This is a genomic window from Ahrensia sp. R2A130 (assembly GCF_000179775.1).
In the GTDB taxonomy this organism is placed as follows: domain Bacteria; phylum Pseudomonadota; class Alphaproteobacteria; order Rhizobiales; family Rhizobiaceae; genus Pseudahrensia.
This window is the reverse complement of record NZ_AEEB01000016.1, coordinates 44,494-68,255: the sequence shown is the minus strand read 5'-3', so window position 1 is coordinate 68,255 and position 23,762 is coordinate 44,494. Positions and strand designations below refer to the sequence as shown.

Genomic DNA, 23,762 nt, shown 5'->3' with positions numbered 1-23,762 from the left:
TTCCTCCGTGCCGTCATCAGCGTGACCTTGCCCGTCACACCCGCCACCGGCCCCTGCAAGAAGCTATAGTGACCGCCATGCCGACAATTTTGCAAGTGCTGCCTGGACTTGAATCCGGCGGGGTGGAGCGCACGGCCGTCGATATTTCCCGCGCGGTGGTCGCAAACGGTTGGACCTCCATAGTCGCAAGTTCCGGCGGACGTCTTGCATCACAAGTGGATGCCGATGGCGGCAGGCACATCGAAATGACGCTGGCCTCTAAAAGTCCGCTGACAATCTGGCGCAATGCTGCACTCTTGGAAAAGCTGATCGCCGACGAGGGCATCGATCTCATCCACGCCCGCTCCCGTGCGCCCGCATGGTCGGCCTATATCGCGGCCAAACGTACCGGCATTCCCTTCGTCACCACCTATGCCGCGATCTACAATCAGAAGAGCGCTGCGAAAGCGTGGTACAATTCCGTCATGGCAAAAGGCGACGTTGTGATCGCCAATTCCGACTGGACTGCGGGCATCGTGAAAGAGCGCAGACCGGAAGCTACTGACCGGGTGATTGCCATTCCGCGCGGGGTGGATTTCACGAATTTCGACCGCAAGGCAATCACGGCGGATCGCGAGTCGAAGCTGCGCGCCGAATGGGGCGTCGGCGCTGCCGACCGGCTGGTGGTGATGGTGTCCCGACTGACCCGCCTGAAGGGCCACCGCACGATTATCGACGCGGCACCTATCGTGCTGGCAGCTCATCCCGACATTCGGTTTGTGTTGGCAGGCGGCGCAGGAAAATCCAGCGACTATGAGGGCGAATTGCGCGCGCGCATCGCGGAACTGGGCCTTGCAGATCGTATCATCCTACCCGGTCACTGCGATGATCCGGCAGCGGCAGCCGCGACAGCCACGGTAATGGTGCAAGCATCGACACAGGCGGAAGCCTTTGGACGCACGCCTGTTGAAGCCGCAGCATTGGGAACGCCCGTTGTGGCCAGCGCCATCGGTGCCGTTACCGACACCATACTGACGCCACCAGCCGTGACCGACGACGAGCGCACGGGCTGGACCTTTCCCCCCGGCGACGCGGACGCCCTTGCAACAACGCTGAATATGATTCTCGCCATGCCCGACGCTGAGTTGGGCAGGATCACCGCTCGCGCCCATGAATACGTAACATCACGTTTCAGCCTCAATGCCATGGGCAGCGCAACTTTGGACGTCTATCGCGGCCTGTTGCAGAAGCATTAGGCAACCGGCCAAAGAGACGTGCGTTAGCTGGCTAATCATGCTAACATACTTCCCGGTCGCCGAATTCTATCGGCACCGGTTCACGAACGAACGCAATAATTCAGGAGAACACGGCCATTCGTCGTCCACATAGAGCAAGCGCACCACAAAAAAACGGACCGCGCGCCAACACCGATATTACCGCCCCGGAAGTCCAGTTGATCGACGCTGAGGGTGAAAACCACGGACCCACCAAGCTGGAAGTAGCTTTGGAAATGGCCCGTGACGCCGGTCTCGATCTGGTGGAGATTTCTCCCACCAACAGACCGCCAATCTGTAAAATTCTCGACTTCGGCAAGTACAAATACGCAGCCCAGAAAAAGGCAGCCGAAGCGCGCAAGAAGCAGAAGACCGTCGAGGTCAAAGAAATCAAGATGCGCCCGAACATCGACACGCACGACTATGAAGTCAAAATGCGCTCGGTGTTCCGCTTCTTCGAGGAAGGCGACAAGGTGAAAGTCACCTTGCGCTTCCGTGGCCGCGAAATGGCCCACATGAACCTCGGCATGGACCTGTTGAAAAAGGTCAAGGAAGACACCGACGAGATCGCCAAGGTGGAAGCCGAGCCGAAACTCGAAGGCCGCCAGATGATGATGGTGTTAGCGCCTAGATAACGCTTCGCGTTAGCTAGGCTTTTGGCTTGCGCTCACGCAGCCTGCTTTGCAGGCGCTCCGCGGGGGCGGCTTCGCCGGTCGCTGTTCGCTCCGGCTGGGGGCAAACTCGAAGTTGGTGTAATATAGAATTGAAAAGGCCCGCTGGTTTTGCCAGCGGGCCTTTTGGTTTCCGGCGAAACGATGCTTCCTAGAAGTTCTCGCCCACCAGCACTTCTTTCAAGCTGACCGCAGGGCGTGGGCCGAGGTGCTGGATGACTTCGGCTGCAGCCATACCGCCGATGCGGGCGCAGGCGGTTAGGTCGTGGCCTTCGGTGTAGCCGTGCAGGAAGCCTGCTGCGTAGAGATCGCCAGCACCCGTCGTGTCCACCAGTTTGTCGATGGCGTGGGCTGCAACGTGGTGGCGTTCGTCGCCGCGCACCGAGACCGAGCCTTTTTCGGAGCGTGTGACGGCAGCTAATTTGCAATCCTTGGCAACGCGATCGAGCGCGGCGTCGAAATCTTCTGTCTGGTAAAGCGACAGCAGTTCGGCCTCGTTGGCGAATACGATGTCGACGGTGCCGGACGTCATCAATTCGAGGAATTCATCGCGGTAACGGTCGACGCAGAACGGATCGGACAAAGTCATTGCAACTTCACGGTCATTTTCATGGGCGATGCGAGCGGCTTCGCGAATGCCTTCTTTGGCCTTGGGTGGGTCCCAGAGATAGCCTTCGAAATAGGTGACCTGCGATGCTGCCACGGTTTCGGCGACGACATCTTCGGGGCTGAATTCCACGCACGCACCAAGATAGGTGTTCATGGACCGCTCGCCGTCTGGCGTGACCAGAATCATCGAACGTGCAGTGGGCGGTGTGCCTTCCAACGGCGTGCTGTCGAAGGCCACGCCGATTTTGCGGATATCTTCGCGGAAGACGTTGCCCAGATGGTCGTTCGCCACTTTGCCGAAGTAAGCCGCGCGGGAGCCAAGGCTGGCGAGACCGGCTGCAGTGTTGCCAGCGCTGCCGCCAGACGCTTCCAGCCGCCCACCTTCGAGAGACCCCATCGCATCATAGAGATGCTCGGCACGGTCGGCGTCGATGAGGTTCATCGCGGCTTTGGTGATGTCTTCTTTTGCAAGGAATGCGTCGTCTGCATTGGCGATGATATCCACGATGGCGTTGCCAATCGTGAGGACGTCGAATTTCGGTTCGGACATATGAGCGTGCTCAGTTGTGAATTGGCGCACGGCGTAGCGATTTGCGATACGTTTGGCCAGTGCCGAAGAGTGCCGCGACTTGCGGGAACACATTCGCCTTCCCATCTATCAAACAACAACCGCCACCAACACCAAAGCAGCCATGATCGTCGAAGCCACAAACCGCGCCGTTTCCCAAGTGCTTTCCAAGCCGTTTCGCGCTGTGCTGTGGAAGTCCATAGGGCTGACAATCGTGATGCTGATCGTCATGTGGTTTTTGCTGCAAGCGGCCAGTCAGGCGTTTCTGCTGCCGCTGCTCTCCGGCGCGCCGTGGGTGGCGGCGGCGTTGTCCTGGTTGCTGGGCGCGGGCCTTCTGATCGGGATGGGTTTTCTGGTCGCCCCCGTTACGTCGGTGTTTGCGGGCGTGTTTCTTGATGAGATCGCAGAAGAGGTCGAACAGACCTACTACCCCGATGACCCGCCCGGACGGGCGCTTTCAGTGTCGGAATCTGCTGGCATTACGCTGCGGTTTTTTGGTCTCGTTGTGGTCGGCAACATTATCGCGCTGCTGCTGGTTATCTTTCTCGGCCTCGGCTTCATCATCTTCTTCGCGCTGAACGGTTATCTGTTGGGTCGGGAATATTTCCAGTTCGCGGCCCTGCGCCATGTGAACAAGGAAGAAGCGGAGCGGCTGCGCGACAAGCACGGGCTATCGATATTTCTCTCCGGTCTCGCGATTGCGGTGGTTCTGGCCATCCCCATCGTCAACCTGCTGACGCCGCTATTTGCCGGTGCGATGATGGTTCACGTCTTCAAATGGACGCAAAGTCAGCCGGCTGCTGCGGGTGCTTCTACCAACTGATCGGGCAGCCGCACGATTGGTGCTGGCACGGAATTCGTCTTTTCTTTCGCCTTGCACAGATCAGCGATGATACACTCCTCGCACAACGGGGTTCGCGCCTTGCAGGTGTAGCGGCCATGCAGGATGAGCCAATGGTGGGCGTGGTAGAGATAGTCTTCCGGAACCCGAGCCATGAGAATGGCCTCGATATCATCTGGCGTCTTCCCCGGCGCGATGCCCATGCGGTTACCAATCCGCAAAATATGCGTGTCCACCGCCATGGTGGGGATGCCGAAGGCCATGGACATGACGACGTTCGCCGTCTTGCGCCCAACGCCGGGCAGCGTGACCAACTCCTCGCGGGTTTGCGGCACGACGGAGCCGAAATCGTCCACCAGCTTCTGCGATAGCGCGATCACATTCTTGGCCTTATTGCGATAAAGCCCGATTGTGCGGATTGCTTCGCGCACGCCTTCTTCGCCAAGCGCCAGCATTTTTTCCGGCGTGTCTGCGATGGGAAACAGCCGCCGCGTCGCTTTGTTGACGCCGACATCCGTCGCTTGCGCGGAAAGCGCCACTGCCACCACCAGCGTGAACGGATTGACGTGTTCCAACTCGCCCTTCGGCTCCGGCCGTTGCAGGCGAAAGCGCTCGAAGATCGCCAGCATTTCCGCTCGCGTGTATTTTGCACGCGGTAATTTTTTGTGACGACGTTTAGCGGGCGGCTGCGTCGATTTGGGTTTTGATACACTCATTCCACGTTGTATAAAGCGGGTATGGCTTCGCACAACACCATGTCTGAACCGACCCCGCTTTTCAGCGCGCGGTTGACCCCGCACCGGTCGCTGTCGCCCCAAGGCTTTCGCATTCTGATGGGCTTCGTAGCGACGTTCTGCGTGACCGTCGGGCTGGTGTTTTTGTCAGTCGGCCTTTGGCCGGTGACGGGCTTCATGGGGCTGGACCTGTTGCTCATCTACATGGCGTTCCGCGCCAGCTACCGCGATGGCGAAACCTACGAAGACATCGAAGTGTCCCGCCAGCATGTCAGCCTTGCCCACGTCACGCCGAAGGGCGGACGCAGAGAGTTTGCGTTCCCGCAGTTCGGCACGCGTTTCGAGGTGGACCGGCATGAGGAAATCGGCATCACCGCGATGCGGATCGCCAACCGGCAGGAAACTGTGGCGTTTGGAAAATTTCTGAACCCCGCCGACCGCGAGAGTTTTGCCGTCGAGTTTTCGCAAGCGCTTTCGAGCGCGAAAAGATAAGGCGCGGTCCACCGCAAAACGCTGAAGCGGTGGTTATCGGGTGGCGGCAGCTCGCACGTCGCGCTTGTGTATGGGCAATGTCCACCACAGGATAATCCCGATGCACACGCAAGCAGTACACGCCATGCCCTCTTCTCCAATTTCCGCCTCGCCCAACCTACCCGGCCCGCTGGACGACTACGCGGTGGTACAAAGCGTGTTGGCGCATATTACCGAGAATTGGCGCAACCAGCCGGAGCTGGACGAGTTGGCGGACCTGACCGGCATTCCCGCTGCGCGGTTGCAAAAGACCTTCGTGCGCTGGGCGGGTATCTCACCCAAAGCGTTTCTACAAGCAGTGACGTTGGACCACGCCCGCCGTCTGTTGGGCGATGGATTGCCGCTGCTGGATGCGACCTATGAGTTGGGTCTTTCCAGCCCCGGACGGCTGCATGATCTTTTCGTGACACACGAGGCAATGTCGCCCGGCACCTACAAGTCCGGCGGTGACGGCCTGCACATCCGTTACGCGTTCCACTCCTCGCCCTTTGGCGAAGCGTTGGTCATGGCGACAGAGCGCGGCTTGGCAGGCCTCGCCTTTGCCGATGAAGAAGGTGAAGCCGACTCCACCGGTCGCCTCGCCTTCGACCGGGCGGGAGCGCTGGCCGATATGCAACGCCGTTGGCCGAAGGCGCGCTATACTGAAGACGATGCCTTCACCGCGCCTTATGCTAGCCGCGTGTTTCAGCCGGAACGCTGGCAAAGTGAGGATCCGCTGCGTGTGGTGCTCATCGGGACCGACTTTCAGATTCGTGTTTGGGAAGGGCTGCTGTCGATCCCCGTCGGGCAGGCCACGACTTACGGCGATCTGGCGAATTCCATCGGCAAGCCGACCGGTGCGCGGGCGGTGGGAACAGCTGTCGGGTCCAACCCGATTTCTTTTGTGGTGCCGTGTCACCGTGTCATCGGGAAAAGTGGTAGCCTGACGGGCTATCACTGGGGACTGACGCGCAAGCGCGCAATGCTGGGTTGGGAAGCGGGTGTCACCGCTGCCGACTGAAGCGCGAAAAGGACGAGCCATGAGCCAACCGAAGAAGATCGCTTTTGCAGAGAAGCTGTTGAAACCGCGTGAGATCGAGGAACTCTACCGCACGCTTTCCGAAGTCATGCCCGGTCGCACGCCCACCGCAAAGGGGCCGAAGAAGCAGCCGAACCCGTTCCGCTCCTGCGTGTCTTGCATGTTGTCGGCGCAGTCGCGTGATGCGAACACCGCTGCCGCTTCGCAGGCGCTTTTTGCGCTGGCGGATACGCCCGAAGGTATTCTGGCCTTGTCGGATGAAGACGTGGCGGCGGCCATCAAACCCTGCGGCCTCTACAACATGAAAACCCGCAATCTGAAGAAGATGTGCGCCTTCGTGGTGGACGAGTTGAAGGGCGATATTCCCGCCACCCGCGAAGGGCTGATGACCATTCCGGGCATCGGGCGCAAATGCGCTGATATCGTCATGTCGTTCACATTCGGCGAGGACGTGATCGCCGTGGACACCCACGTTCACCGCGTGTCGAACCGCACAGGTTTGGCACAGGGCAAGACGGAAGCGCACACGGCCACGAGCCTTGAAGAGCGCTCACCGAAATGGGCATTGCGCGACGGGCATTTCTGGCTGCTGCAATTCGGCAAAAAAGTGTGTACATCGCGCGCACCGAAGTGCCCGGATTGTCCGGTCAACCACATCTGCAAGGCCTATGCCGCAACCGGCTGAGGCCGGGACACGACGCCATGACGAACAAGGCCGAAGCTGCCATCAACGAGTTGATGAAGATCCATCCAAAAGGGTTTGATCTGTCACTCGACCGCATCCGTGGCCTGCTCGACCGTATGGGCAATCCGCAGGACAAGATGCCGCCGGTCATTCATGTGGCGGGCACCAACGGCAAGGGTTCGGCGATTGCCTTTGCCCGCGCGCTGCTGGAGGCGCAGGGGCTGAGGGTTCACGTGCATACGTCGCCGCACTTGGTGAACTGGCACGAACGCTACCGGTTGGCGGGAATACTCGTTTCAGACGACATGCTGGCCGATGCGATCGACCGTGTGGCCGTTGCAAATGCCGGCGAACCGATCACGGTGTTCGAGGTTTTGACCGCCGTCACCTTCGTTCTGTTTTCAGAAAACCCTGCGGACATATGCCTGATCGAAGTCGGTCTCGGTGGGCGGTTCGATGCGACCAACGTGATAGCAGATGATGCTGTTGCAGTGTCTGTCATCACGCCGGTAGCAATGGATCACGAGGCTTATCTCGGCGATACGGTCGCGAAGATCGCATTCGAAAAAGCGGGCATTATCCGACCTCGCACTCCCGTAGTGGTCGGGCCGCAGGATGATGAAGCGCTGGAGGTCATCGAGCGGCAGGCGGCTAAAAATCTCGCGTCGGTGGAAGCTGCCGGTCAGCATTATTCCGCAACGTTGCAAGACGGACGGATGCTCTATCAGGCCGAAGATGTTCTTTATGACGTCGCCCCGCCCCACCTGCCCGGTCGCCATCAAATCGACAACGCGGCCACCGCGATAACGGCAGTGAGGCGGTTTCTGGCCGGTCGCGGCCAAGAGCTTTCAGCAGATACGGTCGAGGCTGGCCTCGCTGCCGCAACATGGCCGGGCAGACTGCAAGCTGTGCAGAGCGGTGCGTTGAAAGAACGATTGGGCGAAGATGCCGAATTGTGGATCGATGGCGGGCACAACCCCCATGCCGCAGCGGTGGTGGCTGATTGGCTGGGCGGTTTGCAGCAACGCGACCCGAGGCCTGTCACATTGATCGCAGGAATGTTGAACACGAAAGACCCGTCGGGCTATTTCGAAGTGCTGGCACCGCTGTCGCCGCACGTCATCGCGGTGCCGATTATCTCCAGCGATGCAGGTGTGCCAGTTGATGAACTGGCAGAGGTCGCCGGTTCTGCCGGATTGAAAACGAGTATTGCCAACAGTCTGAGGGAGGCTATCGACATGGCGAAATCGGACGAACCCACCCGTGTGCTCATAGCCGGGTCGCTCTATCTGGCAGGTGACGCATTGGCGTTGAACGAGACGCCACCGACTTAGCTCGATGCCACGTCGCATTTGTGCGTATCGCCGGGCGTGAAAGCGCGGTAGAGGCGAAGCATGTCTCGAACCGTGTTCTTCTTCACCGTCCTGTTTCTTCTCGGCTTGTTGTGGGGCGCGTCGATCCCATTGACGAAGATAGCCGTATCTAGCGGCCATGCGCCGCTGGGCATGGTATTCTGGCAGTTGTTGGTCGCAACCGTGGTGCTGGGTATCGCGGCTCTTGTTCGCGGCTCGCGTCTCGTCATCGACCGGCGCCATTTGTTTTTCTTCGCCACGGTAACGATCATCGGAACCATCATTCCGAACTCGTTTTCCTATATGGCCGCAAGCCGCCTGCCAGCATCTGTCATGGCATTGGTTATCGCGCTTGTGCCCATTTTTTCGTTGCTCGTAGCATTGGTGATGCGGGTGGAACGCTTCGCCCCTCGCCGCGCCATCGGTGTAGTGCTCGGTGCGACTGCAATTGCGATGCTGGTTTTGCCGCAAGGGTCGCTGCCTGATCCGGCCAAGGCAGGATGGGTCCTCATCGCGCTCATCGCCCCGTTTTGCTACGGCATGGAGGGAAATTACGTCGCCACCGCCACGCCGAAGGGCACCGGGCCAGTGGCCACATTACTCGGAGCATCCATTACGGGCCTGTTTCTCGTGACGCCGATGGTTATCGCCACCGATGCCTATATCGACCCGATGGCGGGCTTCGGTAAGGTGGAACTGGCTCTTCTCGCAGTCTGCCTCATGCATGCGGCGGGCTATTTGACCTATATCTGGATGGTGGGCGCTGCGGGGCCGGTGTTCACGGCGCAGGTGGCCTATCTCGTCACGCCTTCGGGCGTGCTGATGTCCATGGTATTGTTGGGCGAAGTGCCTTCGCCATGGTTGTGGGCAGCACTTGCATTGCTATTGGTCGGGCTGTTTCTCGTGCAGCCCAAACCGGAAACCGTGGTCGTGCCGGAAGTCTAAACAGGCTTTGCGGCCATATCCTTGACGATTGGCGCGGTCACATCGTTGGCATGCTCTTCAGCGACAGCAGTAACACCTGCCTGTGAGAGTTTTTCTTGGGCTCGCGTCAGATCTTCGCCCATTACCTGCGGTGCTTCATCTGCCTGTTCGTCTTCATCCGGCTCGCGCTTTTTGCGGTGCATCAGAATGGTGAGTAGATCAGAGATCGTGTCCTTCAACTCGGTGCGCGGCACCACCATATCGACCATCCCGTGTTCCTTCAGATATTCCGCGCGCTGAAAGCCTTCCGGCAATTTTTCGCGAATAGTCTGCTCTATCACACGCGGGCCAGCGAAGCAGATGAGCGCGCCGGGTTCTGCGATATGGATGTCGCCCAGCATGGCGTAGGACGCGGTAACGCCGCCAGTGGTCGGGTTGGTGAGTACAACGATGTAAGGCAGGCCTGCCTCTTTCAGAAGTTGCACGGCGACGGTGGTGCGCGGCAGTTGCATGAGTGACAGAACGCCCTCCTGCATGCGCGCGCCGCCTGATGCCGCAAACAGCACGAATGGCGTTTTGCGGCGCACCGCCTCTTCCATCGCGAAGATAATGGCCTCGCCCGCAGCCATGCCGAGCGAACCACCCATGAATTTGAAATCCTGCACGCAGGCCGTAACCCGCTGACCATGAACACGACCGAGGCCGGAATGGATCGTGTCCTGTTCACCGGTCTTCTGGCGGTTCTCTTTCAGCTTGTCGGTGTAGCGGCGTTCGTCGCGGAATTTCAGCGGATCGGTGGCAACTTCAGGCTGCTCGAATTTTTCATACTGACCGTCATCGAAAAAATGGCTCAACCGTTCACCGGCGCGGATCGCCATGTGGTGGCCGGAGGACGGAACGACATATTGGTTCTTTGCCAGATCGGCATGGAACACCATCTCACCAGAATCCGGGTCCTTGACCCAAAGATCAGACGGCATGTCCTTGCGGCCACCGAGAAAATCGAATTTCGGCCGGACGTAGTTGGTGATCCAGTTCATCGGGGGCTCCAGAAGCGCGTCGTGTTGGTTGGCAGACTAGCGATATGGCTTACCAGAGCAATTGTGGCATGTCCAAAGGGACTTAGAGGCCAAAGGGAGTTAAAGGATAGTAGCGGTATAAATGGCCGCCGAAATCGCAATCACCCATAGGGCAACACGGTCCCAACGGCGCTCTCGGCGTTGGGCTTTGGCGAGACGTTTGATCGTGTCATCATCCAGATGCAGCCCGTTCACGGCCATCGAATCCACCGCAACGGACAAGCGCTCGGCGCGCTTGGCGAGTTCCGGTGCCTGACGCGCCAGCTGACCGAACGCTTTCACGCCTTCGATACCTTCATCGATACGACCGATAGGGCCGATGAGACGGGTCGCTTGCGGAATGACCACGGGTTTGGCCGCCTGCCACATGTTGAAATCCGGGTTGAGGCGGCGGGCAACACCTTCCACCACAACCATGGTTTTCTGCAGCAGCAGGAGCTGCGGCTGGGTCCGCATTTCAAAGACTTCGGTGATGTCGAAGAGCAGCGCAAGCAGGCCGCCCATTTCAATGTCTTCCGCCGTTGCGCCGTAGATTGGCTCGCCGACTGCACGGAGCGCCTGTGCAAAACTTTCTACGTCCTTATCGCCCGGCACGTAACCCGCCTCAAAATGAACTTCGGCGACGCGGCGATAATCCTTGCGGATGAAACCGTAGAGAATTTCTGCGAGGAACCGTCGTTCAGGTTTGCCCAGCCGTCCCGCAATACCTAGATCGACAGCAACGATGATGCCGTCTTTGTCGAGGAACAGATTTCCCGGATGCATGTCGGCGTGGAAGAAGCCGTCTCGGATGGCGTGGCGCAGGAAAGACTGAATGAGGTTGTCGGCCACCGCGTTCAGGTCGTGGCCCGATTCCACCAGTGCCGCGTGATTGTTCATCTTGATGCCGTCGACCCATTCCATGGTCACGCAATCGCGGCCGGTGCGCTGCCAGTCGATAGCGGGAAGGCGGAAGCCAGGGTCGTCTTTGGTGTTGTCAGCCATTTCCGAAAAGGCCGCTGCTTCCAGACGGAGTTCCATTTCCAGCCGCGCCGATTCTGCCAGCATGTCGACGCTTTGGACAAGCATCAGGCGGCGGGCGACAGGGAACCAGCGGTCGACGAAACGGGCCGCCGTATAGAATGTGTGCAAATCCCAAGCGAAACGCTCGCGCACGCCGGGGCGGATGACCTTCACCGCCACGTTGCGCGTGTTGCCGTCTTTGCCCTGCACCGTGGCCTTATGAACCTGCGCGATGGAGGCTGCAGCAATCGGTTCGCCAAAACTGGTGAACAACACGTCCACCGGCTTACCCAGCGTGGCGCGGATCGCAGCTTTCGCCTGATCCGTCGGGAAGGATTCCATCCGATCCTGCAAGAGTTCCAGATCGTGCGCGATGGACTTGCCCACAATGTCTGGCCGCGTTGCAAGGAACTGGCCGAGCTTCACCCAGCTTGGGCCGAGACGGCCCAGTGCATCACCCAGCTTTTTCGACTGCGTGGTGCCGGGCGGGCGACGGCGTTCGATGAGCTTTGCGATGCGTTTGGCCGTCACCACAGGCGGAGGTGCGCCTTCGTCCGGCAGTGCGGTGACGACGCCTTCGCGCATGAGCACCCAAACGGCTGCGATGAGCGAAAACCAGGCTCTGATCTTGGTCAGCACGGTCTAGATTTTCCAGCCGGTGTGAAGCGCGGCGATACCACCGGTCATGTTGCGGTAGTTGACCTGCGAGAAGCCACCCTCGCGCACGGCTTTGGCAAAGGCTTCCTGATTGGGGAATTTGCGGATCGATTCCACCAGATACTGGTAGCTTTCAGCGTCCCCCGTAATCATGCGCCCGATGGGCGGGATCGCATTGAAGGACCATGCGTCGTAAAACTTGTCGAGGCCCGGCACGTCGACTTCGGAAAATTCAAGGCACAGAAACTGCCCGCCCGGCTTCAAGACGCGATAGGCTTCGGCCAGCGCTCGGTCCATATGCGGCACGTTGCGGATGCCGAATGCCACCGTGTAAGCGTCGAAAGAATTGTCGTCGAAGGGCAGAACTTCCGCGTTGGCTTCGACAAAATCGAGATGCGGCGCGAGGCCGTTTTTCTCGGCGCGCTCACGACCGACATCCAGCATCGAGCCGTTGATATCCAGCACCGTGACGTGGGCGTTCTTGTCGGACGCTTCCACCAAACGAAAGGCGATATCACCTGTGCCGCCGGCCACATCGAGTGAGCGCCACGGACGGATTTTCGATGGTGCAGCTTTCGTGACCATCGCGGACTTCCACAACCGGTGGACGCCCATGGACATGACATCATTCATCACATCGTAACTCTTGGCGACGGAGTGAAAAACCTCGTTCACCAGCGGCTGTTTTTCACCGTCTTCTACAGGTGTGAAACCGTAAGATGTGGCCATATCGCCAGTGGCGCGGCTGCGTTCGTCGTTCATGGTCGGCCCCGTTTTAAGTGTCCGCGTTGACCTAAGACATTTGGCGCGCAGTTACCATGCGACAAGACCCGCCTTCCTGCCTTGCATAAACGCCACCATCAAAAAGAAAACGGGAGGCCTTTCGACCTCCCGTTTAACATCACGTATCGTTTGCGACGGCCCGATGGACCGTTTTGCAAACAAACTATTTCCAACCAGCTTTTTTCATTTTTGTTTTTTGTGCGCGGAAATTGGCAGCGCCACCGGGGCCGATACGCTTCTGAGGCCCTTTTTTGAAGAAGCTCAGCTTCTCTGCTGTGTAACAACCGCTGTTGTTGCACCATAGAGAGACGGACTTTCCGCCTTTTTTCAAGGTTGTACTGCCAGCCGCTGCTGCGGTGGTAAGTGCCAACACCGTGATGCTGGCGAGTGCTAGAGTTCTGATCATGTAATCCCCCAAAGGCTGTTTATGGTCATTTGTGCAAGGCTTTTGTAATATAACAAATTGAATTTGCAAATCCCAAAATTATTGCAAATCAGATTATTACCGCTCTCTAACACTTACTTTAAAATATTAGTGCTGATGCATTGTGTGATGCCGCACATGACCCTTTTCTGGTTTGGTAAAGATTGCGGAGTTAACCGATAGCGGCACCGTCTTCGCGCTGGATGGCAACCACGGAGGACCTTGGCACGGCGTCACCGCCTTCAGGCCAATTTGAGTTGCCCTTTTCACCGGGGTGCTGGATGCCGACGAACAGCGTTTTCCGGTCTGCGGAGAAGGACATACCTGTGACCTCCGCTTCATTGGGGCCGACAAGAAAACGCCGAATTTCGCCCGAAGCCGGGTCGCCAACCAGCATCTGGTTGTTGCCCTGCCCCGCGAAATCGTCTTCGTTCGTGTAGTTGCCGTCTGTCTGTATCCAAAGCAGACCTTTGCTATCGAAAATCAATCCATCAGGCGAGTTGAACATATTGCCTGCATTAATATTGGCCGAACCGGCATAGGCATCGCTGTGCACCGTCGGGTTGCCCGCCATGACGAACAGATCCCACGTAAACGACGGCGATGCGTGATCGCCGTTGGCAGGGCGCCAGCGGACGATCTGACCGTAATTGTTGGCCTCGCGCGGGTTTGGGCCGCCAACAGGTGTGTTGTCGCCGCCTGCATTCGGCTTGAGACCACGGTTCTTGTTATTGGTGAGTGCGCAGTAGATTTCAGCCTTTAACGGATTGGCCGCTACCCATTCCGGCCGGTCCATGGTCGTTGCACCAACCTTGGAGGCAGCCTGACGAGAATGGATGTGGATTTCCGGTTTGGTCATGCCGGTGGTTTCCGGCGTTAGCGCCAACCAGCGACCGCTACCGGTGTCATCGAATTGAGCTGCAAACAGCGTGCCTTCATCGAGCAACGCTTCGGTGTCACCACCTTCGGCGTAGACGCCATCGGATACAAATTTGTAGAGAAATTCGCCGCGCTCATCATCGCCCATATAGACGACGACGCGGCCATCGGCATTGAGAACAACTTCAGCGTTCTCGTGCTTGAAACGGCCAAGACCGGTACGCTTTTTCGGCGTGGAATTTGGATCGCGTGGATCGAGTTCCACCACATAGCCCACGCGGTTGGCTTCGTTGGGATGCTTGGCAACGTCGAAGCGCTCATCAATTTTTGCCCAACCATAACCCCAGCCCTTGCCGGACACGCCGTAGCGGGCCAGCTCGTCGGAGACCTTGTGGTCTTCGTTTTCGGCAGAAAAATAGCCGTTGAAGTTCTCTTCACAGGCCAGATAAGTGCCCCACGGCGTCTCGCCATTGCCGCAATTGTTCCAAGTGCCCAGCGCTTTGGTGCCTGTGGGGTCGGCTGCGGTTTTCAGCAGATTGTGGCCAGCCGCAGGGCCGGTGATGTCAATTGGTGTATCGGGTGTTACGCGACGGTTTACGGGCGAATCTTTCACTATCTCCCAGCCGTTTGCGCCCTGTTTTACTTCGGCAACAGTAAGGCCGTGGGCAGCCTTACCCTTGGCAATATCTGCATCCGATGCTGGTTTGCCGTCCGGATTGTTGCCCCAGATGATAGAGCGGTTGGTGTATTCATTGTTCAACACCATGATGTCGCGGTCGCCATCGGCGAAGACGCTCATGCCGTCATTGTTGTCGCCGACAGCACGGGCCTGCGTCTCTGGCGTTCCGCGTGTGGCAGGGTCGAACTCGGCAACATCCGAGAACAGCGGGTCGCCCCAGCGGGAAACCACGTGGGATGTGTAGCCCTTCGGCACGGTGATTGCGTCTGTGGTATTGGCCGAAACGGCTTCAAAGCCGAAGCGTTTGCTCGCTGCTTCAGCAGAAATCAGTGTCAGCGCCGTGGTAGCGGAGCCAATAGCAACGACCGAGCCCATGGCGAGTACGCCGCCAAGAAAACCACGACGGCTGATAGAACGTTCGATCACAGCGTCGAAATCATTGTCCTGCGGCTTCGGGTTGATAATCTCGTCGTAGTCATCGAACGTCATTTCTTCATCTTTGTGAAAATCGTGCAGGGTGTCCATGATGGTTGTTCCTATTGGCTGCCGGATGCGTTTTGTAGGCAGGGTTGTTTGGTCCACTCGTTCAGTGCGGGGCTGATGTTGCAATCGCATGACCGAACCGTGACAAGACGATGACACTGCTACAGTGGCGGCAAGTCGCGATCTGCCACTTTGAACAAACGTATGAGGCACATGATCTCGAAAACCCCTTTCATCATCGCCATCGACGGCCCTGCCGCTTCCGGCAAAGGCACGATTTCGCGCAAGCTGGCGGCGGAGCTTGGGTTGCCGCATCTTGATACGGGGCTGACCTATCGCGCTGTGGCACATGCATTGATGGAAGCGGGGGAACCGCTCAATGATGAGGCGGTTGCCGAAGCACGGGCGCGGACAATCGATCTAGGCGCTTTGGACCGTACTGTTCTGGCGCGTCATCACATTGGTGAAGGCGCATCGAAAGTTGCGGTGATGAGTTCGGTGCGAACGGCGCTTGTGGAACAGCAGCGGGCTTTTGCCAATTCAGGCAAGGGCGCCGTGTTGGACGGGCGTGATATCGGCACCGTGGTTTGCCCCGACGCGCAGGTGAAGCTCTATATTACAGCATCCGCTGAAGAACGCGCGCGGCGACGCTGGGCGGAAATCGGCGAACGAGGTGATACTGCAGAACTTGCAACCATCCGCGCCGATATAGAAGCCCGTGATGCCCGCGATATGGGCCGCGAGGACTCCCCTCTTCGACCTGCAGAAGATGCCCACTTGCTGGATACGTCCCATATGGATATAGAAGCGGCGTTTCATGCGGCTATGGCTTTCGTGGAACGCGTTCGCGCGTCCTGAAACCGTCCTTTTGAAATGCGCTGACAGAGTGCCCGGGTCCGATACGTCCGCCCGTGGTTCTGTCCTAGTCTGATTTGCGACAATGCGATCCGGCCCGACCAGCACAAACACCGTTCTTGCGCCTTTCGCACCCGGCGGCTTTTTCACTTCGTGGAAGGGCCGATCAGTCTTCCCGCCAAGGGACGACGGGGCGTCCGTTTCGGTTATTTCAACACCAACCCCGGTGCACCTCCGTCGCTCGCAAACCGATACGAGCCGCGGATCAGGAGCTTAAATGTCAGAAATGAACCCATCCATGGAGGACTTCGCAGCCCTCCTCGACGAATCCTTTGCAGCCCAATCCATTCAGGAAGGCACCGTTGTCGAAGGCATCGTTACAGGCATCGAAAAAGACATGGCGATCATCGACGCCGGTCTTAAAGTCGAAGGCCGCGTTGCGCTTAAAGAATTCTCCCTGCCGGGCCAGCCCAGCACGTTGAAAGTCGGCGATACCGTCGAAGTTTACCTCGAGCGCGTTGAAAACGCGATGGGCGAAGCCGTCCTGTCGCGCGACAAAGCCCGTCGTGAAGAGAGCTGGATCAAGCTCGAAAAGAAATTCGAAGCCGAAGAAAAGGTCGAAGGCCAGATCTTCAACCAGGTCAAAGGCGGTTTCACCGTCGATCTGGATGGTGCCACGGCATTCCTGCCGCGTTCGCAGGTCGACATCCGCCCCGTGCGCGACGTCACACCGCTGATGAACACGCCGCAGCCTTTCCAGATTTTGAAAATGGACCGTCGTCGCGGCAACATCGTTGTTTCCCGTCGCGCCATTCTGGAAGAGACCCGCGCAGAACAGCGTTCGGAAATCGTTCAGAACCTCGAAGAGGGCCAGATCGTGGAAGGTGTGGTCAAGAACATCACCGATTACGGTGCATTTGTTGATCTCGGCGGCATCGACGGCCTGCTCCATGTCACCGACATGGCTTGGCGTCGCGTCAACCACCCGACCGAAATCCTGCAGATCGGTGAAACGGTCAAGGTTCAGATCATTCGTGTGAACCAGGAAACCCACCGCATCTCGCTGGGCATGAAGCAGCTGGAATCGGATCCATGGGATTCGATCGGTGCCAAGTATCCAAACGATACGAAGGTCAACGGCCGCATCACCAACATCACCGACTACGGTGCATTTGTTGAGCTGGAACCAGGCATCGAAGGCCTGATCCACGTGTCCGAAATGTCCTGGACGAAAAAGAACGTCCATCCCGGCAAGATCGTCGCGACTTCTCAGGAAGTCGAAGTCATCGTGCTGGAAGTGGACCCGGGCAAGCGTCGTATCTCGCTTGGTCTCAAGCAGAACCTGTCCAATCCCTGGGACACTTTCGCCGACCAGTACCCAGCCGGTACGGTTGTCGAAGGCGAGGTCAAGAACAAGACCGAATTCGGTCTGTTCATCGGTCTCGACGGCGATGTGGACGGCATGGTTCACCTTTCCGATCTGGATTGGTCACGCTCCGGCGAAGAAGCCATCGAAGACTTCAACAAGGGCGACATGGTGAAAGCCGTCGTGCTCGACGTTGATGTTGATAAAGAGCGCATCTCGCTCGGCATCAAACAGCTTGATGGTGCCGACAATGCTGGCGCTGACACCGGTGAAATCCGCCGCAACGCAATCGTTACGACCGAGGTGATGAAAGTCACCGATGGTGGTCTCGAGACCCGTATCGTCGACACCGACATCGAAGCCTTCATCCGTCGTGGCGACCTGTCCCGCGACCGCGACGAGCAGCGCCCCGAGCGTTTCTCCGTCGGTCAGAAGATCGATGCCCGCGTCACGCAGTACGACCGCAAGACGCGCAAGGCCAACCTCTCCGTCAAGGCGCTGGAAATCGCCGAAGAGAAAGAAGCCGTGGCACAGTTCGGTTCATCCGATTCCGGTGCATCGCTGGGCGACATTCTGGGCGCAGCCCTGAAAGACCGCGACGGCAGCGACAGCTAAATTTAGCTGTTTGAACAAACATTCGAAGGGCTCGCAGCGCAAGCTGCGAGCCCTTTGTGCTTTTAAACCCATAGCCTGCGACGATGACAAATCCTGTCAGCAAAGCAATCTGTTACGTCAAGACCGTTGTGCACCGCACAACCTGTGCTAGCTTAATGTATAAGCGAGGCATCTTCTTTGGTGGAGAATGTCCGGTTTAACCGTGGCGGGGCGAACGTTGCGTAGAACCGGTTTCGCACTGGGGTGGCGACTATGGACGACCGGCAAACAGGCGCAGGAAAGTTGCGCGACACGAAGGCGGAAGAGCAAGCGCGTCAAGCTGCTGCTGACACACCTTCTGCAACTGCTGCCCAAAATGACCCGGACGGTTACACATGGAAACAGTCCTGTCCTGTCTTCGTCGATGCGGTTGGATATTCTACCAGCGTGGAAAAAGCTCCTAAAGAGACCCGTAAGCGACTGGCAAAGCACTTCCGTAATCTCGGCGAATTGGTGGAGTGCAACGGCGGTCGCATCATCGATACGGCAGGCGACGGCATGTTCGCCGAATTCTCCAGCGTCGCTTCCGCACTGGAAGGCATGACGACCTTTCAAACATCTGTTCTTGAAGCGAACGAAGAACTGCCCGTGGACCACCGGATGCGTTTTCGTTGCGGCGTATCCTTCGGCAACGTGTTGCAGGAGGAGCATCTGATTTCCGGCCCGAAGGTGAATATAGCTGCACGGTTGCAGCAGATGGCAGAACCCGGCTCGATCAACATTGACGGCGAAGCGCACCGGCAAGTCAGCGGCTCGAACATCCACCGTTTCATCGATATGGGCTTTCGCGTCGTCAAAGGCATGTCGGACCCTGTACGCGTCTATCGGGTCGCCGAAGGTGACGAGATCATCATGGAGCCATCAGCGCGTCTGGCAGCGTCTTACGATGCCAAGGATGGCAACGACCGAGACGCAACGAGTGGAGAAGAAGGCGACCACTGGTTCGACAATGCGCGCGGTATCGCAGTGCTGCCGTTCGAAGTGCCGCCGGGCAGCCGCATGGACAAAGAAGAAGACGCCTATATGGCCATGGGCATGGCGTCCGATATTGCCGATGCCCTGTCGCGTTCCAACTGGCTGAAAGTTATCTCGCCGCGCTCTTCGCTCAACTATTCGGAAGCCACTTGGGCCGATAACGAAATCGCCCGCGACCTTGGTGTTCGCTACCTGCTGAAGGGACGCATTCGCTCGGCAGGCACCATGATGCGGGTGTCCGCCTCACTCGTAGAGTGCCCCACCGGCACGACGGTCTGGTCGGAAAATTACGACCGGCGCGATGGCAACATTTTCGACATTCAGGACGAGATCACCACGCTAATCGTGGCGATGATCGAACCGGAATTTCTGCGCCACGAAACAGAACGTGCCGCCGATACCCGTCCGCGCGATATGTCGTCGTGGGATCTGTTGATGCGGGCGCGCTGGCATTTTTGGCGCGGGTCGCCCCGCCATGTGCGTTCCGCGATGGTGTGCGCCGAAAAAGCTTTGCAGCTGGAGCCGGACAGCGCGCAAATTCTGGCGCTGCTTTCCTTCTGCCACATGACGCAAGCTTGGACAGGTTGGGCTGAAGACCCAGAAAAACAGGCTGCCGAAGCGCTGCGACTGGCGCGGCTTGCGGTGAACAGAGACGACACGAACCCCAACGCGCATTTCACGCTGGGGACTGCCCTTTCGCTGATCGGTGATGTTGGACCAGCGCTTGCGGCTGAACGGCGTGCACTGGAGCTCAACCCGAATTTTGCCAGTGCGCTGGGCGAGATCGCGCGGCTTTCCGCGTTGGACGACCAGCCTGAGGCTGCGCGCCGCGCCGCCCTTCGCGCCATAGCGTTATCACCGTCCGATCCTCACATCAGCCTTTGGGTTTATTCGCTGGCACTTGCGTCCTTCGTCGAGGGAGACTTTGCGGCAGCGGCCGATTTTGCCCGCGAAAGCGCTGCCAAACGCCCCGACTGGTTTTTCCACCACCACCTGCTCGCAGCTTCCGAAGCCTTGGCCGGCAACCCTGAACGGGCGCGGCAGGCCATGGCAGAGAGCGAACGCATTTTGCCAGGCTATACGATGCCAGCGCTGGAAGCCGGCGTTCCCTTCGTGCGCAGGCGCAATTTCGACAAGCTGGTGGAAGGCATGCGGTTGGCGGGTTGGACAGGCTAGTTTGAACGACCGCTCCCGCCGCTTCTCACGCTGCAACAATCGTTGATAGGCACCGGACGTTTCGTCCATATGGGCGACACATTTGAGGGTCAGTGGCGCGTTCAACAACGCTGTTCCGGACCATCCGCTATGAAAATCGCTCTCACCGCAGCCCTCGCGCTCGCCATCATCACGCCTGCTGCAGCGCAAACCGGCTCGGCCTCGTGGTATGCGCTGGACGGAAACATGACCGCCAGTGGCGAGCGCATGAACTCCAGCCGCATGACGGCAGCGCACCGCAAGCTGCCCTTCGGCACGAAAATCAAAGTCACAAATCTGCACAACAACCGCTCGGTTATCGTGCGGGTGAATGATCGTGGTCCCTTCGCTAAGGGTCGCATTCTGGATGTGTCGAAAGGTGCTGCGCGCAAGCTGGGCTTTATCGGTCGCGGCCATGCTAAAGTTCGGATTCAGCGCGTATCACGCAATACGGCGGTCGGTGTCCAGCCACAGTGGCCGCAGCTTAAAAAACTGGCGCGTATCGCACTGCCAACAAAAAGGCCCGCCACGATGGTGGCGAGCCCTGATGAAATCGTCGTCGCTCTAGCTGGAAGCTAGAACCGCAGGATGTTTGGCGTTTAGCCGAACCAACCTTTGACTTTACCCCATAGGGACTTTTTGGGAGCAACTTCGCCAGCGGAACCCTGAACGGCATCGCTGCCGGAGATTTCTGGAAGATCTTCGCCGTCGAATGCAGCTTCTTCTTCCGGCGTAATTTCAGCGCGGGAGACGACTGACGCATCCATGGTATCGAAAGCATCCATGGTGGCCAGTGTCGATGGGCCAGCCATGCCGTCCACTGCCAGACCGTTGGCTTTTTGGTAGTCCATCACAGCCTGCTTTGTGCCGGATCCGAAAATGCCGTCCGCAGAAGCACCGAGCGCAGCTTGCAACTTTTTCACCTGCTCGCCACGCGAACCGACGCGCAGCAACACCAGCTCATCAAGACCCATTGCGGTGAATGTGTCTGGACCAGCAATGCCGTCGACAGACAAGCCATTGGCCTTCTGAAAGTCCATCACAGCTTTCTGCGTACCGGGACCAAAATCGCCGTCAGCACCTACGCCAAGTTTTTCCTGAAGGCGCTTTACGGGTGCGCCCTTCATACCCTTTTTCAGAATCGACATTGGATTCCTTTCGACAAGTTGTTGTTAGTGCACCCGATATAGGTACGCTTTGGTGCGACAACAACGCAGTTAATGCCATGCGGTTGCGCTATTTGCCGTGCCACGGGTAAGAGGCAGGCGAAAACTATCGCAGCCGGAAGACATAATATGCAATTTACCGGAACCGCAGACTACGTTGCCGGACAAGACCTAACGACTGCCGTGAACGCCGCAATCACGCTGGAACGACCACTGTTGGTGAAGGGTGAACCCGGCACGGGTAAGACCGAACTCGCTATCCAGATCGCGCAAGCGCTTGGCCTACCGCTTATGGAGTGGAATATCAAATCCACCACCAAGGCACAGCAAGGTCTTTACGAATATGACGCTGTGTCCCGCCTGCGCGACAGCCAGTTGGGCGAAGCGGGCGTGGCCGACATCGGCAACTACATCAAAAAAGGCAAGATGTGGGAGGCTTTCGAGGCTGACGGCAAGGTGGTGTTGCTGATCGACGAGATCGACAAGGCCGACATCGAATTTCCCAACGACCTGTTGCAGGAACTCGATAAAATGGAGTTCTACGTCTACGAGCTGGATCGTATGGTGAAGGCCAAGCACCGGCCCATCGTGATCATCACATCGAACAATGAGAAGGAATTGCCGGACGCATTTTTGCGCCGCTGCTTCTTCCACTACATCTCGTTTCCTGACGCTGAAGTGCTGATGAAAATCGTCGACGTGCATTTTCCCGGCATCAAGCAGAACCTCGTGCGCGAGGCGCTGACGCAATTCTACGAAATCCGCGAAACGGCTGGGCTTAAGAAAAAGCCCTCGACATCGGAAGCGTTGGACTGGATCCGCCTGCTGGTGGCCGATGATGTGGACCCTGCCACCCTGCGCGGTGATGCCAAAAACGCCCTGCCAAAGCTGCATGGTGCACTGCTGAAAAACGAGCAGGACGTGCATCTGTTCGAACGGCTGGCTTTCATGGCCAGATCGCAGCGATGAATCGCTGCTGATTTTTGCGCTCACGCAATCGGCTACGCCGATGCTCCGCGTGGGCGACGCGTATGCGTCGGGCGGCTCTTCGCCGCCTGTCACCTAATACCAAATCTCTTTGGCAAAACGCGAAATTTCCGCCGACTTGAAACTTGCAAACCAGCAAACCAAATAACCAGTAACGGCGAGGGCATTTAGCTCTGCCACTTCAGCACACGACAACAAGGTTGGCCCGCCATGGCGCAGACCCCGATCCATGTATCTTCTGGACAAACGGAAGGCGCTCATCTGAACATTGAATTTGCCGGACAAGATGCCGTCATCCCGTTCTCGGTCGCACCTCTTGATGTGCGTGGTCGTGCGGTGCAGCTCGGCCCGATGCTCGACAGCATTTTGGACCGTCACGATTACCCCGTGGTGGTGGCACGGCTATTGGCGGAGACGATCACGCTTACAGTTCTTCTTGGCACAGCGCTGAAGTTCGAAGGCAAATTCATCGTACAAACCCAGACCGATGGTCCGGTTTCGATGATCGTGACGGACTTTCGCACTCCCGGCTCCATCCGCGCTTATGCCCGTTACGACGAGGCTGCGGTGACGGAGGCTGTGCGCACCGGCAACACTGACGCCCCTTCGCTGTTGGGCACCGGTATTCTCGGCATGACCATCGATCAGGGCGAATACACCCAGCGTTATCAGGGCATCGTTCAACTGGACGGCATCGGTCTTGAAGAAGTAGCGCGGCGCTATTTCCGCCAGTCGGAACAGATCCCCACCGAAATTCGTCTTGGCGTCGGTGAAGTGCTGACCCGCAACGCAGAAGGTAACGGCCCAAGCCATAGCTGGACCGCCGGTGGCGTGTTGCTGCAATTCCTGCCCGACAGCGAAGAGCGCATGCGCCAGAAAGACCTTCATGGCGGCGATGGCGCGGTGGATGACGACGGCGACGATGGCGACGACGCCTGGCTGGAAGCTACCGCATTGATGGGCACGATTGCCGATGTCGAACTGACCGACGCCGCAGTGCAGCCGGAACGCCTGTTGTTCCGCCTGTTCAACGAGCACGGCGTCCGCGTTTTCGACGCTCAAAAAGTGGCGGACGATTGCAGCTGCTCGGAAGATAAGGTGCGCGGTATGCTGGAAGGCCTCACCGCTGACCAACAAGGCGAAAGCGCAGAAGACGGTGCCATTCAGGTGGATTGCGAGTTCTGCTCCAAACGCTACCGCTTTGCACCTGATGATCTGAGCTCGCTGGAAGCTACTTGAGTCATTAACGAGTGTGACAGTCTGCGACAAAGCTGTTCTGGCATGATTACGCCTTCATGCTAGGTTCAGGTCCTATTGGTTAAAAGAAAACTGTCGGTCGAATGGAGCCTCGACCGTTTCAACAGGCGCACAATTGCGCCATTAAACAGGAAAT

At 58.2% G+C, this 23,762-nt stretch carries 21 protein-coding genes and 1 pseudogene; 14 read left to right on the top strand and 8 right to left on the bottom strand.

Annotation, left to right across the window (positions count from 1 at the left end; genetic code table 11):
• Positions 1–77: 77 nt before the first annotated feature.
• Complete coding sequence (locus R2A130_RS09005; RefSeq protein WP_040305520.1) at positions 78–1,235, top strand: glycosyltransferase family 4 protein; 1,158 nt, start codon at positions 78–80, stop codon at positions 1,233–1,235.
• Between the two features lie 116 nt (positions 1,236–1,351).
• Positions 1,352–1,888: a translation initiation factor IF-3 gene (gene infC, locus R2A130_RS09000; protein WP_083804247.1), complete on the top strand. Its 537-nt coding sequence runs from the start codon at positions 1,352–1,354 to the stop codon at positions 1,886–1,888.
• Positions 1,889–2,075: 187 nt separating this feature from the next.
• Here infC and R2A130_RS08995 read toward each other — a convergent pair whose 3' ends face one another.
• Complete coding sequence (locus R2A130_RS08995; RefSeq protein ID WP_009464752.1) at positions 2,076–3,083, bottom strand: adenosine kinase; 1,008 nt, start codon at positions 3,081–3,083, stop codon at positions 2,076–2,078.
• Between the two features lie 79 nt (positions 3,084–3,162).
• Here R2A130_RS08995 and R2A130_RS08990 point away from each other — a divergent pair, with 79 nt between their 5' ends.
• Entirely contained in the window at positions 3,163–3,924 is a 762-nt protein-coding gene (locus tag R2A130_RS08990) for a sulfate transporter family protein (protein ID WP_009464751.1), read from the top strand.
• On the opposite strand, the gene nth (R2A130_RS08985) is transcribed toward R2A130_RS08990, so the two are convergent.
• Positions 3,891–4,658 (bottom strand): endonuclease III, encoded by a 768-nt coding sequence (gene nth / locus R2A130_RS08985; RefSeq protein ID WP_040305518.1) that lies wholly within the window; start codon positions 4,656–4,658, stop codon positions 3,891–3,893. The two genes, R2A130_RS08990 and nth (R2A130_RS08985), sit on opposite strands and share 34 nt — an antisense overlap.
• A gap of 39 nt (positions 4,659–4,697) precedes the next feature.
• Here nth (R2A130_RS08985) and R2A130_RS08980 point away from each other — a divergent pair, with 39 nt between their 5' ends.
• The 5 genes from R2A130_RS08980 (at position 4,698) to R2A130_RS08960 (ending at position 9,207) form a co-directional block, all read left to right on the top strand.
• Complete coding sequence (locus R2A130_RS08980; RefSeq protein ID WP_050786101.1) at positions 4,698–5,168, top strand: DUF2244 domain-containing protein; 471 nt, start codon at positions 4,698–4,700, stop codon at positions 5,166–5,168.
• A gap of 124 nt (positions 5,169–5,292) precedes the next feature.
• Positions 5,293–6,207: a methylated-DNA--[protein]-cysteine S-methyltransferase gene (locus tag R2A130_RS08975; RefSeq protein ID WP_040305552.1), complete on the top strand. Its 915-nt coding sequence runs from the start codon at positions 5,293–5,295 to the stop codon at positions 6,205–6,207.
• Positions 6,208–6,226: 19 nt separating this feature from the next.
• Positions 6,227–6,910 (top strand): endonuclease III, encoded by a 684-nt coding sequence (gene nth / locus R2A130_RS08970; protein ID WP_009464747.1) that lies wholly within the window; start codon positions 6,227–6,229, stop codon positions 6,908–6,910.
• A gap of 17 nt (positions 6,911–6,927) precedes the next feature.
• Positions 6,928–8,244, top strand: coding sequence for a folylpolyglutamate synthase/dihydrofolate synthase family protein (locus tag R2A130_RS08965; RefSeq protein ID WP_009464746.1), 1,317 nt, complete (start codon positions 6,928–6,930; stop codon positions 8,242–8,244).
• A gap of 60 nt (positions 8,245–8,304) precedes the next feature.
• Positions 8,305–9,207, top strand: coding sequence for a DMT family transporter (locus tag R2A130_RS08960; protein ID WP_009464745.1), 903 nt, complete (start codon positions 8,305–8,307; stop codon positions 9,205–9,207).
• On the opposite strand, the gene accD is transcribed toward R2A130_RS08960, so the two are convergent.
• The 5 genes from accD to R2A130_RS08935 form a co-directional block, all read right to left on the bottom strand.
• Positions 9,204–10,226, bottom strand: coding sequence for an acetyl-CoA carboxylase, carboxyltransferase subunit beta (accD, locus tag R2A130_RS08955; RefSeq protein WP_009464744.1), 1,023 nt, complete (start codon positions 10,224–10,226; stop codon positions 9,204–9,206). The genes R2A130_RS08960 and accD overlap by 4 nt on opposite strands.
• 99 nt (positions 10,227–10,325) lie before the next feature.
• Positions 10,326–11,903, bottom strand: a complete 1,578-nt coding sequence (gene ubiB / locus R2A130_RS08950; RefSeq protein WP_040305546.1) for a 2-polyprenylphenol 6-hydroxylase — start codon at positions 11,901–11,903, stop codon at positions 10,326–10,328.
• 6 nt (positions 11,904–11,909) lie between these two features.
• Positions 11,910–12,686 carry a bifunctional demethylmenaquinone methyltransferase/2-methoxy-6-polyprenyl-1,4-benzoquinol methylase UbiE gene (gene ubiE / locus R2A130_RS08945; RefSeq protein WP_009464742.1) on the bottom strand — a complete coding sequence of 259 codons (777 nt, stop codon included), beginning with the start codon at positions 12,684–12,686 and terminating at the stop codon, positions 11,910–11,912.
• Between the two features lie 184 nt (positions 12,687–12,870).
• Positions 12,871–13,182: a hypothetical protein gene (locus R2A130_RS08940; RefSeq protein WP_156798460.1), complete on the bottom strand. Its 312-nt coding sequence runs from the start codon at positions 13,180–13,182 to the stop codon at positions 12,871–12,873.
• Between the two features lie 121 nt (positions 13,183–13,303).
• The gene (locus tag R2A130_RS08935; RefSeq protein WP_009464740.1) at positions 13,304–15,214 is read right to left on the bottom strand and encodes a PhoX family phosphatase; all 1,911 of its coding nucleotides are present in this window, start codon (positions 15,212–15,214) and stop codon (positions 13,304–13,306) included.
• A gap of 171 nt (positions 15,215–15,385) precedes the next feature.
• Here R2A130_RS08935 and cmk point away from each other — a divergent pair, with 171 nt between their 5' ends.
• From cmk to R2A130_RS08915, 4 genes and pseudogenes are all read left to right on the top strand, one after another.
• Complete coding sequence (gene cmk / locus R2A130_RS08930) at positions 15,386–16,030, top strand: (d)CMP kinase (RefSeq protein WP_009464738.1); 645 nt, start codon at positions 15,386–15,388, stop codon at positions 16,028–16,030.
• A gap of 274 nt (positions 16,031–16,304) precedes the next feature.
• Positions 16,305–18,008 (top strand): 30S ribosomal protein S1, encoded by a 1,704-nt coding sequence (gene rpsA / locus R2A130_RS08925; RefSeq protein ID WP_009464737.1) that lies wholly within the window; start codon positions 16,305–16,307, stop codon positions 18,006–18,008.
• 252 nt (positions 18,009–18,260) lie between these two features.
• Complete coding sequence (locus R2A130_RS17555) at positions 18,261–20,198, top strand: adenylate/guanylate cyclase domain-containing protein (RefSeq protein ID WP_009464736.1); 1,938 nt, start codon at positions 18,261–18,263, stop codon at positions 20,196–20,198.
• A gap of 129 nt (positions 20,199–20,327) precedes the next feature.
• Positions 20,328–20,660 (top strand): annotated as a pseudogene (locus tag R2A130_RS08915) (septal ring lytic transglycosylase RlpA family protein); the annotation flags it as partial.
• A gap of 155 nt (positions 20,661–20,815) precedes the next feature.
• On the opposite strand, the gene R2A130_RS17550 reads toward R2A130_RS08915, so the two are convergent.
• Entirely contained in the window at positions 20,816–21,364 is a 549-nt protein-coding gene (locus R2A130_RS17550; protein WP_009464734.1) for a peptidoglycan-binding protein, read from the bottom strand.
• Between the two features lie 147 nt (positions 21,365–21,511).
• Between R2A130_RS17550 and R2A130_RS08905 the strand changes: the two genes are divergently transcribed.
• Together R2A130_RS08905 and R2A130_RS08900 are read left to right on the top strand one after the other, a co-directional pair.
• The gene (locus tag R2A130_RS08905) at positions 21,512–22,351 is read left to right on the top strand and encodes a MoxR family ATPase (RefSeq protein WP_009464733.1); all 840 of its coding nucleotides are present in this window, start codon (positions 21,512–21,514) and stop codon (positions 22,349–22,351) included.
• A gap of 228 nt (positions 22,352–22,579) precedes the next feature.
• Positions 22,580–23,608 (top strand): Hsp33 family molecular chaperone, encoded by a 1,029-nt coding sequence (locus R2A130_RS08900; RefSeq protein ID WP_009464731.1) that lies wholly within the window; start codon positions 22,580–22,582, stop codon positions 23,606–23,608.
• Positions 23,609–23,762 lie beyond the last annotated feature (154 nt).